Genomic DNA, 15,200 nt, shown 5'->3' on the forward strand with positions numbered 1-15,200 from the left:
GTGACCCTATGCCGAAAATTGCTTCGATAAGTACATATAACCCTCCATATACATTAGAGCAATCAAACATTGAGAATCTCACAAAAGAACTATTTCAAGATAAAATACCTCAACTAAATAGACTATTAAAAGTGTTTGAAAATGGAGATATACAAACTCGCCATTTTTGTGTTCCTTTAGAATGGCACCAAAGTGAACATAGCTTTGAAGAACGTAATAATTTGTATATAGAGTTAGCTACTCAATATAGTCTTGAAGTTATCGAGCGTTGTTTAAATAATCTCGATTTTTTAGGAACTTCCCTGCATCCTAGTGAAATTGATGCAATAGTGTTTGTTAGTAGTACTGGTATTTCTACTCCAAGTATTGATGCGCGGGTGATGAATCATTTACCTTTTTCTGATCGCACGAAACGCATTCCTTTATGGGGTTTAGGCTGTGCCGGAGGTGCTTCTGGGATTAGTAGGGCCTTCGATTATTGTAAGGCGCATCCGAACTCAAAAGTATTAGTAGTTTGTGTAGAACTCTGTAGTTTGACCTTTCAACCAAATGACTTCTCGAAAAGTAATTTAATAGGAGCATCGTTATTTGCTGATGGAGCCGCCTGTGCACTAGTTTGTGGAGATGAGGCGAAGTTGGCTACCAAAAAGCTGACGCCTCACATAATCGCAACAGCTTCTAAATGGATGCCAGATTCAGAAGATGTCATGGGTTGGGATATTAAAAATAATGGATTACATGTAGTTTTCTCAAAAAGTATTCCTTCTATTATTGCCACTTGGTTGGGACCATTTATAGATGATTTCCTAGGTGAACAGCATGTGACTAAGTCTGACCTAGTTAACTTCGTTGCACATCCAGGAGGAAAGAAAGTATTAAAGGCATACGAAGAAACGTTGGAACTAACAGAAGAGCATACGCACATCTCGCGAGAAGTGTTAAAAAGTCATGGGAATATGTCTTCCCCTACTGTTCTTTATGTATTGGAGCAATTTATGACGAAACAAAATAATGAGGAAGAGTTAGGTTTACTAGTTGCACTTGGCCCTGGATTTTGTGGAGAAGCTGTATTACTAAATTGGAGGGATTAGTTTGTTATTCTTCATCCTTATCTCACTAGTGATTATTCAGAGACTTATCGAAGTAGCAATCGCAAAACGCAACGAAAAAAGGATGCTTGCGCAAGGAGCTTATGAAGTTGGCGCATCTCATTATCCTTATATGGTAACGATGCATGTATGTTTTTTTATAAGTCTTATTGTAGAAGTAATAGTTTTTAATCGTTCGATATCAGCTTTGTTCCCATTATTTCTCTTACTCTTTATATTTGTTCAATTATTGCGTGTTTGGTGCTTAACTTCTTTAGGTTCCTTTTGGAATACTAAAATCATCATTTTACCAAATGCAAATGTCGTTAAAAGCGGTCCTTATATCTATTTGCGACATCCGAACTATGTAGTTGTTTGTTTAGAAATCCTATTATTACCATTTATGTTTCAAGCCTATTTTACAGCTGTTGCCTTTACACTTTTAAATCTTGTTATGCTTTCCGTACGAATTCCTATGGAAGAAAAAGCATTGAGAGATGCTACTAATTACGAAGACAAATTTAAAAAGAAGATTTCGGTATCCTGACCGAAATCTTCTTTTAATTCACGAAAGTATATAATTCTGCTATAAATCCAGTGTAGTAGGTATTTAAATAAATAAGATCTATTTAATAATACTACTGATTTCCGTTTCAGGTGGACGAATTCCGCGGGCGAGGCTGAGCCTCCTAGGATTAGTAAAATGCTGGTTAAGAATTGTCGACACATGATGTGGAGTTCCTGTCCTTCGTCCCTAATAAACCTACCTGCGGGGTCTCGACTTTCTCGCGTATCCCGCCGGAGTCGCCACCTTTCACTCCAATCAAAATAGGGTGTAGTACGCTGGCTATAGGATATAGCATAGTCTACCGCTTAGATGATAATAGTAGTCAAAGTTAATATAGTGATAAAAACGCTTGTAGAATTAGGGAGACTATTTTGTAATGAAGGATAAAGAAAGTAAATTTTCTTTTATGCTAGTGGAAGTACAATGAAATAGTAAGTATTCACTAAATAAAGAAGCAAAATAGCGAACGAAATTGCATCTTCGATAGCTTCTACTATGCATAGGATTGTATCTTTTCTCTCTAGTTATCCAAAAACGTACTTACCAGTTTCTAAGAGTTATAGGAGGGCGACGGATAGATAAAGTGAAACTTCAATCATTGGGGCTTCATTCCCCACTGATTGTTAGTTGAACCATTTGGGCTTTTACGGGCAGTTATCTGGCAGTTATCTACTGCCCGTTAATGCGGGACAAACGCCATAAGATTACCGAAAAAAAGGGATGCTGGTTGGTTGTGACAGACGTCACAACCAACCAGCATCCCTAAAAATTTACTCGGTAATAATATAGCAACACATCTGTCCAAAGCCCTTCGAAACTATACAAACAGGTTTTTATCCTAGAGGAAGCTTGTTCTTTTATTAATTTCTCATTTCTTGATTGGCAGCTTCTTCTACTGCTCTTGCAACTAAATGATGTAATGTTGGATCCAATGGGTTAGGAATAAGTTCGCCCGGTTTAGTGTGATTAACAATTGCTAGAGAGGCAGCGATTAACATTGGATATGTAATCTCTTTTGCACCAGCATCCAAAGCACCCTTGAAAATACCTGGGAACCCAATAACATTATTTACAGAACGTCCATCAGCTGCAAAAGCTGCTCCTGCCGCAATTGCGTCAGATGGTAAAATCTCTGGGTTTGGGTTAGATAATGCTAATATTATTTGCCCTTTACGAACCATTTCTGGCTTAATAAGACCAGAAACCCCAGTTGTAGCAACAATAATATCACATTTTTCCATTACAGCTTCTAATGATTCTAGAGTTTGACCGCCAAATTTTAGCAAACGCTCTTGAGCAGCCTCTTGACGATCTAAACCATAAACTTCCTCCACACCATATGCCATTAACATACGGCAAATAGCTAAACCTGCTGCACCCAATCCAATTTGACCAATTTTCGCTTTTTTAATATCTACATTTGTAGCTTTGCAAGCAGATAATATAGCAGCCAATGCTACTACTGCAGTACCATGTTGGTCATCATGCATAACCGGAATTGGTAATTCTGCTTTCAATCTTTCCTCAATTTCGAAGCAATGTGGAGATCCAATATCCTCTAGTAATATCGCTCCAAATCCTTTATGAATATGTTTGACTGTCTCAACAATTTCATCTGGATCGCTTGTATTCAATAAAATTGGAATTCCACTTAATCCAACAAACTGGTCCAGCAACACTGCTTTACCTTCCATAACAGGCATCCCTGCAACAGGTCCGATATTACCAAGTCCTAAAATAGCAGTACCATCAGTCACGATGGCTACAGATGTACCGATAGAAGTAAAATAGTTAGCTTTTTCTGGATTATGTAAAATATCCATACAAACAGATGCAACGCCCGGTGTATAAATACGTTGAAGATCGCGCAAAGAACGAACATCTAGTCTGCTCTTCATAGCAATTTTACCGCCTTCATGCGCTTTTAATACATCATCTGTAACGGCATGAATTTTAACACCATTATCAATCGCCTCAATATTGGAAATCACTTGATCTAATTGATTTTTCGATTTACAAGTGATTGTAATGTCTCGAACAGTTGTTAACGCGCCACTTTTAAGCGTGGTAATGTCCCCAATGTCTCCCTCTGCCATACCTATAGCAGTTGCAACTTTAGCAAAGTTACCAGGCTTTGAAGGTGTTTCCACGATGATGTTACGAATTATATGTTGGTTTTGCATGTCAAATCCCCTTACTCTATTCTCTATTTTAACCAACAAATTATAACATAAAATGTCTACTTATGCCTTCACATCTCGTTTAATAAACGTCATAAAGCTTAATGCCAAAAATAGTATGGCATAAATTCCGAGGACAGTTAAAGACATGGTGAGAGTAGTTTCTTGGATAAAAAATTCTTTTCTGAGATGCTGTGTTAAATCGGAATGTGTTAACCAAATATATTCCACAGGTATATACTTTTGTAGGAGCATTATGATCATTGGTCCCATCATTAAAAACAGCATAGATAATGCGATAGCAATGGAAGGTGAACTAAATACCGTTCCGATAAAGAATGCAAATAGTATAGACATGGTGAAATCACCTAAGGAGTACACATATGTTAAGAAAATATCTTTCATCGTGTTTGTTTGCTGCACAACACCATCAACAATAGTCAGGTCTACTCCAGTTGCAGTTCCAAATAAGATAAATCCAATTACCGTAGTGAGAATAATCGTTACTACAATTAATGAAATACCAAACAAGAAAATCGTAATTAGTTTGGACGCTAATATTTTGAATCGGGAAACAGGTCGTGTTAAAAGCATTTTAATCGTACCATCTGTAAATTCTTGCGATACAATCGATGCTCCGGGAATAACAGTTAACAATGTAATAAGCATCATGATGGACGCACCAAATGCCATATTCCCTTCCATACTTTGATTCACTTGAGGTGCTGCATTATTATCTAAGCGATACTGTGCCATCGCCTTTTGCTCCTCAAACATTTGGATGGACCATTCATCTAGATCAGGTGTTTTTAGCTGTGCATTAGCATCATCGATCAGAACTTGTTGTTCCTGTTTCCAATTGGAGGTATTCACTTCTTCCATAGTTACCTTATCCAACACACCAACACCAATAATCACCAATAATAGAATACCTAAAATAGCCCATGTACCTTTTTTATGCCATAATTTCATCCATTCATTTTGTATCAAACTAAACAATTTGACCGCCTCCTGTCATTTGAAGGAACTGCTCTTCAAGCGTTTCATGCACTGCTGAAATAGCAAAAATTTGCACCTGCTGGGCAACAAGTTCATTGATAAGACTTGGTACCTTCTCTTCTTTCAAATCAAGTAAAAATACCCCTTCATGCAATGTAAATACATAGCCATTTGAACTCAGATAGTTTTCTACTACTTCAGTTGGCTCTGCCTTAAGTTGCATACGTGTCTTTTCAGCATTTTGAATCATCCGTTCATCAATCAGCTTCCCATTTTGAATAACAGCCACACGGTCACACATTAATTCTATTTCTGATAACAAATGACTAGATACAAAAATGGATACATTATTTTCCTCGGCTATTTTGCGAAGATACGTACGGAACTCACGAATTCCAGCAGGATCTAAACCATTCGTTGGTTCATCTAATATTAAGAATTTCGGATCATGCAGTAAGGCTTGTGCTAATCCTAAACGTTGACGCATACCTAAAGAATACGTCGACACCTTTTCATGGATTCGCTTAGTTAGCCCTACCTGGTTAACCACCTCATCTATCCGTGCCTTTGTTACACCATTATGCATTCTGGAAAAATGAAGTAAGTTTTTATAGCCAGACATATACTTATACATCTCCGGATTTTCTACTATAACCCCTACATTTGCAATTGCCTTTTCATAATCATCTGCAATAGATGCACCTTCAATAGTAATAGTCCCACTAGTTAGATGCATAAGACCTGTCATTAAACGGATAGTCGTTGTTTTACCAGCACCATTTGGACCTAAAAATCCAGTGATTTGACCGGGAAATAACTCTAGAGACACATTATCGATAAGTGTTTTCCCTCTAATAATTTTGGTAATATTCTTTAATTGAACGATTGGCTTAGTCATTTAATTTCACCTTCTCTTTCGTTACATTTTTCATCCAGCTTACTGCATCCTGATTTGTGTTAAAGCGGATTGTTTCTAATTCATCCTGGGCTATTACTTTGCCATCCTTTAAAATTATAAGTTGGTCTAATATTGGTTCGACTTCATGTAATTCATGAGTCGATAAAATAATAGATTGTTCCTCAATATTATTATATCGAATGAGTCCCTTTATAAGAGATTCACGCACGATTGGATCTAACCCAGAAAACGGTTCATCCATCACATAATAGGATGTATTTCTACCAAGAGTCGCTGCCATTTTCGCTCTTCCACGATTCCCTTTAGAAAGCTTTTTCAGCTTCACATCAACATCTACTTCCAAAAAGTTGGCCACCTCTAATGCCTTCTGCATAGAAAAATCCTCAAATTGAGATGCGTAAAACGCGAAAAGCTCCTTTGTTGTATAAAAGCTATAAAACAAATCCGTATCAGGTAAATATGCAATATCAGTTGCATGTATTCTAGATAAGGACTTGTTATGAAGAGAAATAGTTCCCTTTCGAGGTCTTTGTATACCAGCAATTATTTTCAATAACGTCGATTTGCCACTACCATTTTCCCCCGCTATACCTATTGTCTTCCCTAATGGAAACGACAGTGATATATCCGTAAGTACTTCCCGTCTTGGGTAATTAAACGAAACATGTTGAAGTTGTATCATTGAGCCCCTTCCTTTCTTTGCAAAGTTTGAACAATCTCTTCTTTCGAAAAACCAAAAACTGCAATAGACTGTAGAAACTGATTGACCAATTTCACTTTCATATCCTCACGTAAATGCAAAATACGCTCTTCGTCTGTTGTGATGAATGTACCTTGCCCACGTTTCGTCTCTGTTAGCTCCATCGATTCAAGCTCCTTATATACACGTTGTACGGTGTTGACATTAACACCAACCTCCAATGAATATTCTCGAACGGATTGCATTTTATCTCCGGGCTGTAGGTTTCCTTTTAAAATATCCCCACAAATTAAATCAACTAGCTGGCTATAAATAGGTTTATCACGAGTGAAATCCTGTGTCATCTCGTAACCACCCTCTCCAACCATTTACAAATTCCCCAAAATAACAAAACAAAGATTATCCAGCTTAACAATTCCTCTATAATATATACGGAACCTAAATCTAAGTTAAAATCACTTGTTGTAAAAGTGGGCAAATGCTCTTCTATGAAGTTTAAGGATATTTCACCTTGATACAGAACTTTTTCAAGCGGCAGGAAACTTAGTAATTTCGATAATAAACTAACGAGTAAAAAGGAAATAGCTACCGTTGTAATGAGTGAAAACTTACCAATCCAATACTTACCTTCTAAATAAAGAGTCCAGACAAAAAGCCACCCTATATTCACTAAAACACCTGCAAAAAGCAGGAAAATTAAAAATAACAATTGTAAAACAAACAGTTGTAATAAACTCCCTACAAGTATTTCAGACAAGAAATATATTCCAGCAGTTGTAATGATGACATTTCCTACAAGATAAATAACAATACTAAATAAAAATTTCACACCGATTAATGTATACATTTTATGAGAATTATGAAGCCACATATCTTTTTTCAAATAATCTGCATGCAAAGATGTACGAAACTGGGTGACACAATTAATCATGCTAATGCCAAGCATAAAGAACAAAAGAATTATACGCATTTCGTATATTGATACAGATGTCAAAAGATATCTTTCTAATATTAATGGAAGTATTAAGACAGCCCCAATACCCATTAATGTTGAAACAAATAGCCACGACTTATAAAGAGCCCATTCCTTTAACAGCAATCCTTTCAATTTTCTCTCTCCTTTTTGTTATCATCGTCATAGTGTATTCGTGTACTATTTATATATTACACTAATACTGTATTATAAATTATTTTTATTTTCAAGTATTATTTAGTTAAAATGTACATATAAAACAAAAATAAAATAACCCCGCCATTAACACTGACGAGGTTATTTTAGCTATTATTTTTCTATGTCTTCATTTTCAACTAAGAACTTTAATCTAGATAGTTTGTTATTCCAGAACTTTTCATAATAGTCGAGCCATTGCTTTACTTCCGTCAATGGCTCCGGCTGCAAATGATACACTTTTTCTCTGCCTAACTTTTTACCATTGACTAAACCTGCTTCAGTTAAAACAATAAGATGCTTAACAATTGCTGTTCTACTCATATCATAATGGGAAGAAATTTCTGCAATAGATCTATCTCCGTTCGCTAATAGTCGAAGGACATCACGCCTTGTTGGATCAGCAATCGCTTGAAAAACATCTACCTTTTTGATGGGATCATTCATTAAGCTTCGACAACTTGCTTAAATTTGTTTTGTACAATTCCAACCCAGCCTTGATTCATTATGCCACGGACATCTGCACCCGACTTTTTAGCTTTCGGAACAATGGATTCTCCGTCTTTCCAGCCACCATGAATCAGTGTGAATTCAGTTTTAGTACCGTTTTCTTTCAAAAGAAATGTAACAAACCAACCATCTGTGTCCCATTGAAACGAAAGTTTATGTGGTTCGTCAATCTCAAGCACCTTACAAGGAGACGGCCCAAATGGTGACTGGATAGTAAATTCGTGTCCTTCCCGTGCTTGAAAATCATTCGGCATAAACCAAGCAGAGATTCCCTCGGCAGTTGAAACATAATTCCATACCTTTTGAATTGGTGCCTCTACTAAAACAGTCTGTGTTATATCAGGTAAATTTTCTTTCATCATTAATAGCTCCTTTTCAATATAGATATGTAACCCTCAGGTGTTATATTATATATAACCAAAAGGTGTTACGTCAACTTATAGAAATTATATCTCTTCTGCTTCTCCACAAAAATCCCATCTACTGTAATGTAGATGGGATTTAAAACTCAAACAATATAGCCGATGTCCGTTAGTACATTATTTATAAATGACTGTGAATAAGTAAAAATTTCTTCCCGCTCCGGTTCTTGATAGAGATCATGAAAACAATTTTTCCATTCTTTATATTGATATTCAGAAAGCTCCTGCTTCCTTAGCCAGCTAGCTGCAGCATTTGTATCGGTAATCTTATCCCTCTCTCCAGTCATAACAAGAATAGGTTTATTTGGTATTGAGATAGTCGATTGGTTCACAGATTTTAAAAGTGCTTGAAGTTCCTTGTACCACTCTGTTGAAATGAAGGTTCTATACGTGGGATCTGATACGAATTGTTGAAACACTTCATAATTTCTCGTTAAATCATTTAAGTGAATATCATGGTTGATTTTCTGCGGTATTGATAATTTTGCTAATGTGTTCGTCCATTTCGAAGGAAGCTTTTCAAGCTGGAACCACGGTGATGTAAGTATTACTCCCGCATATTCAATATCTAGTTTACGCAAAACTTTTATAAGAAGGGTAGCTCCAAGACCATGACCCATTAAAAATATTGGTAGGTCATACGTAACTGCAACTTGCATCGCTTGTTTAATGTAGTCCTTATATAGTTCGAAGGATTCGTCGTGAATAGTTTTTGATTTTTTTAATTCTCCATGGCCTGGCAAGTCCCCCATAACGATATGATAGTTGGAACTTCTCAATTTTTCAATTAACCAAGCATATCTTCTATGATGCTCATAAGCACTGTGAACAATAACTATTACGGCTTTAGGCTTTCCTTCTGTTTCCCATTTCCACATATAAACAAACCTCTTTTCTTTCCTTGCAATTTCATGGTAATTGGTTTCTTTCAATCTGTATGTCTGATACGATTAATTATATTCTAATTTCAAAAGGAGCGTATGCAAAATGATTTATCCATATAAAGATAAAACCCCTACTATTGACGACTCCGCTTTTATAGCTGATTATGTCACAATAACAGGGGATGTGACAATCGGTCCAGAGACTACAATTTGGTTTAATACGGTAATTAGAGGGGATGTTGCTCCTACTATTATTGGAAGTAGAGTCAGTATTCAAGATTTAAGCTGTCTACATCAAAGTCCAAATAAACCACTTTTAATAGAAGATGAAGTGACTATCGGACATCAAGTGACTTTACATAGCTGTACCGTACGTAAAGGTGCCTTAATAGGAATGGGGTCCATTATTTTAGATGGTGCTGAAATTGGTGAAGGTGCATTTATCGGAGCTGGAAGCCTCGTACCACCTGGCAAGAAAATACCTCCAAATTCATTAGCACTAGGCAGCCCAGCAAAAGTTGTACGCGAACTAAATGATGAGGATAAAGCTGATGTACAAAGAATTATCCGAGAATATGTAGAAAAAGGGCAATATTATAAATCCCTGCAAAAATAAATAGGGATAACGATAGTTTGTGTAGATTGATCGATCTTCGCAATGTTTGATCATTCCACGTTTTTTTATTTTATTTTCTACCAAAGAAAAGAGGCTTCCTATTATAGGAAAGCCTCTTTTGGTTCATACTTATAATCCAGCTTTTTCTTTTAATGCTGCAGCTTTATCTGTTTGTTCCCATGGCACATCAATGTCTGTTCGACCAAAATGACCATAAGCAGCTGTTTGTTTGTAAATTGGACGGCGAAGATCTAGCATTTTAATAATTCCTGCTGGACGAAGGTCGAATAATTCGCGAATATATGAAACTAATTCAACTTCTTCTACCTTTCCAGTACCAAAAGTTTCAACAGCAATTGAAACAGGTCTAGCTACACCAATTGCATAAGCAAGTTGTACTTCACAACGATCTGCAAGGCCAGCAGCAACAATGTTTTTAGCAACATAACGTGCAGCGTATGCAGCGGAACGATCCACTTTTGTAGGATCTTTACCAGAGAATGCTCCTCCGCCATGACGAGCATAACCACCGTATGTGTCTACAATAATTTTACGACCTGTTAGGCCAGCATCTCCTTGTGGTCCACCAATTACGAAGCGTCCAGTTGGATTGATAAAATATTTTGTATTTTCATCTATTAAATTTGTAGGAACAATCGGGTTGATCACTACTTCTTTAATATCTTTTTGAATTTGCTCTAAAGTAATTTCTGGATGATGTTGTGTCGAAATAACAATTGTATCGATACGAACTGGATTATTATTTTCATCATACTCTACTGTTACTTGAGTTTTTCCGTCCGGACGAAGATAGTCTAAAGTTTCTTCTTTACGAACTTGTGCCAATCGATGCGATAGTTTATGCGCTAAACTAATTGGGAGTGGCATAAGCTCTGGTGTTTCATTACAAGCATAACCGAACATCAAACCTTGGTCTCCTGCTCCAATTGCATCAATGTCAGAATCACTCATAGAGCCTTCTCTTGCTTCTAAAGCTTGGTCCACACCTTGTGCGATATCAGGTGATTGTTCATCAATTGAAGTAAGCACAGCAGAAGTTTCTGCATCAAAGCCATACTTTGCACGTGTATAGCCAATTTCTTTAATAGTAGAACGAACTACTTTAGGGATATCTACGTAAGTAGATGTAGTAATTTCTCCAGCAACTAATACTAGTCCTGTCGTTACACTCGTTTCGCATGCTACACGAGCATTTGGGTCTTCTGCTAAAATTGCATCTAGAATTGCATCAGAGATTTGATCACAAATTTTATCTGGATGTCCCTCTGTTACTGATTCTGATGTAAATAATCGACGTTGTGTCATAGATTATTCCTCCTATATCCCGCGAGATTTCTCTCAAGAATTGATACGGTACTCATTCCCATGTCAAGCCATTCAAAATGTTCCATGCATTTACATCACATAATAGTAAATGTAACTTGAATGCATTGAAGTTAACTTGAAGCCGTTTCGGACTTGGCACACAAGGATAAAGGGCGATGTTCAATAAAAAAACCTCTCGCTCACGTATTTATACATGAGGAAAGGTATTAGTATCATAAGCACCTTTCACTCTTATCAATCAAGGAATTTCACCTTGTCTCAGGTTTGGCACCTTTGTAATAATGAAAAAATTACAGGTTGCCGGGTTTCATAGGGCCTGACCCCTCCACCAGCTCGGGATAAGAGTATCCGTTCAATTTATCATCATACGTAAGTATGTAATAGAAGTCAACTATTTTTGTTTGTATTTTATACACAAAAGAAAAAATTTAATTTGATTAGTATAGACTAATTGCTTTAATGTGTTATACTATTTCACATATCTAGAAAACTTCCTCTTTATTAGGGGAAATATAAAAAAAGGATGGTATATTCAAGATGAATTCAATCGATACTGTGAGTGAACTGAAAGAATTGTTAGCAGGAAATAACGTTAGCAGCCAATTGTCAGTGCCACAACTTGTGGAAAAAGCTACAACAAGAGGAGAAGCTGTTCTAACTTCTACTGGTGCAGTAAAAGCTGAAACAGGGAAATATACTGGCCGCTCTCCACAAGATAAGTATATAGTAGATGAAGCTATTTCAAAAGACAAAATCGATTGGGGCTCAGTAAACCAACCAATTTCTTCTGACGTTTTTGATGCACTATATATAAAAATGATTAACTTCTTAAACAAGCAAGATGAAATCTTCGAATTTAAAGGATATGCAGGAGCTGATAAAGAATCACGTCTAGGCATTCAAGTAATTAACGAATATGCTTGGCATAATCTCTTCGCTCATCAGCTATTTATCCGTCCAACACAAGAAGATCTTGCAACACATACAACAGATTTTACTATTCTTTCGGCTCCTAATTTCAAGGCAGTTCCTGCTGTAGATGGTACACGTTCAGAAACGTTTATCATTGTATCTATGGAAAAACGTACGGTTTTAATCGGTGGGACTGAATATGCAGGAGAGATGAAAAAATCGATTTTCTCTATTATGAACTACTTACTTCCAGAACAAGACATTTTGCCAATGCACTGTTCCGCAAACGTTGGGGATGCTGGAGACGTTGCATTATTTTTCGGCTTATCTGGAACAGGTAAAACTACCCTTTCTGCAGATGCTGGTCGTAAACTAATCGGTGATGACGAGCATGGCTGGTCAGATAACGGTGTGTTCAATATCGAGGGTGGTTGTTATGCAAAATGTATCGACCTAACTCGAGAAAATGAACCGCAAATTTGGGATGCGATATCATTCGGAACTGTATTAGAAAACGTAGTAGTAGATGCGGAAACTCGCGTTGCTGACTACACTGACAACTCATTAACAGAAAATACTCGTGCTGCTTACCCAATTCAATATATCGAAAATATTGTAGACCCATCTGTAGCAGGTCACCCAAATACGATTATTTTCTTAACTGCTGATGCTTTTGGAGTATTGCCTCCAATCAGTAAACTAACAAAAGAACAAGCAATGTACCATTTCTTAAGTGGTTTTACTTCTAAACTTGCTGGAACTGAACGTGGAGTTACATCCCCACAACCAGTATTCTCTACTTGCTTCGGCTCACCATTCTTACCATTACATGCAACAGTATACGCAGAAATGCTTGGTAAGAAAATTGACGAACATGGCGCACAAGTATTCTTAGTAAACACTGGTTGGACTGGTGGAGAATACGGTGTTGGTAACCGCATGAAGCTTTCATACACTCGTACTATGGTTCGCGCTGCAATTGATGGCAAACTAAACAATGCTGATACAGAAACAGATACAGTATTCGGCTTAGCTATACCTAAGCAAGTGGAAGGCGTACCTTCGGAGGTACTTATACCTCGAAATGCTTGGGAAGATAAAGCAGCATATGACCAAAAAGCTGCTGAACTAGCTCAGTCATTCCGTGAAAACTTCAAAAAGTTTGGTACAGTCTCTGAGGACATTTCCTATAAAGGCGGACCACTATCTTAATAATTTTAAATATAAAAGAGCCCAAATTCAGAATTGGGCTCTTTTATATTAACGTATAAAAAAGAAACATTTAACTTTCATACTTTCCTTCCTAGTATAGAAAACCTTATAATATTACTCCTGTAAAGCTTCCTCTCAATACTTCTTTCTCCTGTTGATTGAAGCATATAAAAGAAGCAGTTATACGTGTTCTATTATCCTGCTTTTCGAATTGCTCAATTGTTACCTCACAAGTTATTGTATCGTCAATAAATACTGGTCTGATAAACTCAAAATTCATAGTACGAGCCAGTACGTTATGATCACCACCTACTTTTGTTGGCAGAGTTGCCGTAAGCAACCCTTGAACGACAAGTCTTCCCTGCTCATCTGGGGTTAGATGATGAATCCCTTCATCACCTGAAATCTTCGTAAATAATTCAACATCTTCTGTTGTGAAAGTCCGCTCGAATGTAATAATTTCTCCCACTTTTAACGACAATTGAATTCCTCCCTTTAATTTAAATCCATTTCTCTAATATAACTATTTGGACAAAACCCTCGTTTACCTATTGCATGATTTTTCTCTTTCCTATCAGCTCAATATCAATCTATGTCAATTGTTTTATATTTCATTTATCCCGCATTAACGGGCAGTTTGACTCCCACTTCAAGGCTCGGCCAAAGCAACAAAGCATAATGGGAGAAAACTGCCCGTAAAAGCACGACGAAAATCCTAGACGAAAGTCGCCATGTCACGTGGCTTATTTTAGGTGACTCCCTTTCTGCTAGCCTCGTGCCAACAGGATGATGGTCACTTAGGCATTGGCGCTGGCCGCTGCATAGTTTGTCTAAGCTCTTATTTCAATCAGTGGGCATGAAGAAAATCCCCACTGATTGAGGTTTCACTTTATATGGGACATATATTCAAATGCTGTTGTTCCATATACACTTTTAAAGTGTTTATTTAAATGAGTTAAATCAACAAACCCACATTCTGCTACAGCTGAATATACATCTTTTTTAGTTTCTATTAAATGCTTTGCATGTTCTATTTTGCAGTTAAGATAATATTGGTATGGGGATATTCCTGTATGTGCCTTAAAGAATCTGATAAATTGAAATTTCGATAAACCAAGTTCTTTACATACCTCGTCAAGTTTAAGTATATTTTCTAGGTTGGCATGCAACAAATCTTTTGCTTTTCCAATAAGTGCGTTATCTTTCTTATAGACTTTGGTGAATTCAGTTTGAATAAGGCTATCTGTAAGAGACAAAAGCAATTCACTGCATAGAGCCTCATCTTTTTCATTCAAAATTGCATTAGAAAGACTTAATATTCTTTGTTTAAGTCTAAAATCATAAACAATTGGGGTTGAAAAATGTACTAAATCCTTTTTCTCAATAACCTCCAACAGCAATTGTGGCTCAATATATAACATCACATAATCCAGGCCAGTCATATCATGTGCCATTCCGTCATGTGCCTGTTCGGGATTAAAGAGCATTACACCATTTGGATAGGATAGCTGTAAACTGCCATCCAAATTATAATGTTGAATACCACGCAATGTCACACCTATTGCATACTCCATGTGCGAGTGCTTTTTATATGTAAAATCTGTAATACTAGCTGCTAAAGCTGTAATACCAGCAGATTTTTTATAGATAAATTTGTCCATCTAATACACCTCTT

16 protein-coding genes and 1 riboswitch are annotated in these 15,200 nt (G+C 36.8%); of the genes, 4 read left to right on the forward strand and 12 right to left on the reverse strand.

Translation table 11 applies throughout. The annotated features are described in order from the left end of the window. Nucleotides 1–8: 8 nt before the first annotated feature. Both KD050_RS03860 and KD050_RS03865 read left to right on the forward strand, forming a co-directional pair. A complete protein-coding gene (locus KD050_RS03860) occupies nucleotides 9–1,091 on the forward strand; it encodes a type III polyketide synthase (RefSeq protein ID WP_211894941.1) in 1,083 nt (360 codons plus the stop codon). A 1-nt stretch (nucleotide 1,092) separates the two neighbouring features. Further along, complete coding sequence (locus KD050_RS03865) at nucleotides 1,093–1,635, forward strand: isoprenylcysteine carboxyl methyltransferase family protein (RefSeq protein ID WP_211894942.1); 543 nt, start codon at nucleotides 1,093–1,095, stop codon at nucleotides 1,633–1,635. Nucleotides 1,636–2,516: 881 nt separating this feature from the next. Here the strand turns inward: KD050_RS03865 and KD050_RS03870 are convergent. The 9 genes from KD050_RS03870 to KD050_RS03910 form a co-directional block, all read right to left on the reverse strand. Then, nucleotides 2,517–3,839, reverse strand: coding sequence for an NAD-dependent malic enzyme (locus KD050_RS03870; RefSeq protein ID WP_211894943.1), 1,323 nt, complete (start codon nucleotides 3,837–3,839; stop codon nucleotides 2,517–2,519). Nucleotides 3,840–3,899: 60 nt separating this feature from the next. Next, the gene (locus tag KD050_RS03875) at nucleotides 3,900–4,835 is read right to left on the reverse strand and encodes a DUF2705 family protein (RefSeq protein WP_211894944.1); all 936 of its coding nucleotides are present in this window, start codon (nucleotides 4,833–4,835) and stop codon (nucleotides 3,900–3,902) included. Beyond that, nucleotides 4,828–5,733, reverse strand: a complete 906-nt coding sequence (locus tag KD050_RS03880; protein WP_211894945.1) for an ABC transporter ATP-binding protein — start codon at nucleotides 5,731–5,733, stop codon at nucleotides 4,828–4,830. The genes KD050_RS03875 and KD050_RS03880 overlap by 8 nt, the downstream gene beginning before the upstream one ends. Next, nucleotides 5,726–6,436 (reverse strand): ATP-binding cassette domain-containing protein, encoded by a 711-nt coding sequence (locus KD050_RS03885; protein ID WP_211894946.1) that lies wholly within the window; start codon nucleotides 6,434–6,436, stop codon nucleotides 5,726–5,728. The genes KD050_RS03880 and KD050_RS03885 overlap by 8 nt, the downstream gene beginning before the upstream one ends. Beyond that, on the reverse strand, nucleotides 6,433–6,798 hold the full coding sequence (locus KD050_RS03890; protein ID WP_211894947.1) for a GntR family transcriptional regulator: 366 nt from the start codon (nucleotides 6,796–6,798) through the stop codon (nucleotides 6,433–6,435). Before KD050_RS03890 ends, KD050_RS03885 begins: the two co-directional genes overlap by 4 nt. After that, complete coding sequence (locus tag KD050_RS03895) at nucleotides 6,795–7,562, reverse strand: hypothetical protein (protein WP_211894948.1); 768 nt, start codon at nucleotides 7,560–7,562, stop codon at nucleotides 6,795–6,797. Before KD050_RS03895 ends, KD050_RS03890 begins: the two co-directional genes overlap by 4 nt. A gap of 174 nt (nucleotides 7,563–7,736) precedes the next feature. After that, nucleotides 7,737–8,069, reverse strand: a complete 333-nt coding sequence (locus KD050_RS03900) for an ArsR/SmtB family transcription factor (protein WP_211894949.1) — start codon at nucleotides 8,067–8,069, stop codon at nucleotides 7,737–7,739. Further along, nucleotides 8,069–8,491 (reverse strand): SRPBCC family protein, encoded by a 423-nt coding sequence (locus tag KD050_RS03905; protein WP_211894950.1) that lies wholly within the window; start codon nucleotides 8,489–8,491, stop codon nucleotides 8,069–8,071. Before KD050_RS03905 ends, KD050_RS03900 begins: the two co-directional genes overlap by 1 nt. A gap of 149 nt (nucleotides 8,492–8,640) precedes the next feature. Further along, the gene (locus tag KD050_RS03910) at nucleotides 8,641–9,432 is read right to left on the reverse strand and encodes an alpha/beta hydrolase (RefSeq protein ID WP_211894951.1); all 792 of its coding nucleotides are present in this window, start codon (nucleotides 9,430–9,432) and stop codon (nucleotides 8,641–8,643) included. A gap of 109 nt (nucleotides 9,433–9,541) precedes the next feature. On the opposite strand from KD050_RS03910, the gene KD050_RS03915 reads away from it, so the two are divergent. After that, nucleotides 9,542–10,054, forward strand: coding sequence for a gamma carbonic anhydrase (locus tag KD050_RS03915; RefSeq protein WP_211894952.1), 513 nt, complete (start codon nucleotides 9,542–9,544; stop codon nucleotides 10,052–10,054). Between the two features lie 129 nt (nucleotides 10,055–10,183). On the opposite strand, the gene metK is transcribed toward KD050_RS03915, so the two are convergent. Then, nucleotides 10,184–11,380 (reverse strand): methionine adenosyltransferase, encoded by a 1,197-nt coding sequence (gene metK / locus KD050_RS03920; RefSeq protein ID WP_211894953.1) that lies wholly within the window; start codon nucleotides 11,378–11,380, stop codon nucleotides 10,184–10,186. Between the two features lie 249 nt (nucleotides 11,381–11,629). Further along, nucleotides 11,630–11,746: riboswitch (SAM riboswitch) on the reverse strand. A gap of 192 nt (nucleotides 11,747–11,938) precedes the next feature. Between metK and pckA the strand changes: the two genes are divergently transcribed. Then, nucleotides 11,939–13,525 carry a phosphoenolpyruvate carboxykinase (ATP) gene (gene pckA, locus KD050_RS03925; protein ID WP_211894954.1) on the forward strand — a complete coding sequence of 529 codons (1,587 nt, stop codon included), beginning with the start codon at nucleotides 11,939–11,941 and terminating at the stop codon, nucleotides 13,523–13,525. 106 nt (nucleotides 13,526–13,631) lie between these two features. On the opposite strand, the gene KD050_RS03930 is transcribed toward pckA, so the two are convergent. Both KD050_RS03930 and KD050_RS03935 read right to left on the reverse strand, forming a co-directional pair. Beyond that, nucleotides 13,632–14,006: a MaoC family dehydratase gene (locus KD050_RS03930; RefSeq protein WP_211894955.1), complete on the reverse strand. Its 375-nt coding sequence runs from the start codon at nucleotides 14,004–14,006 to the stop codon at nucleotides 13,632–13,634. Nucleotides 14,007–14,409: 403 nt separating this feature from the next. Beyond that, nucleotides 14,410–15,186, reverse strand: a complete 777-nt coding sequence (locus tag KD050_RS03935; protein WP_211894956.1) for an AraC family transcriptional regulator — start codon at nucleotides 15,184–15,186, stop codon at nucleotides 14,410–14,412. Between the last annotated feature and the right edge of the window lie 14 nt (nucleotides 15,187–15,200).

It is taken from the genome of Psychrobacillus sp. INOP01, assembly GCF_018140925.1.
Taxonomy (GTDB): Bacteria; Bacillota; Bacilli; order Bacillales_A; family Planococcaceae; genus Psychrobacillus.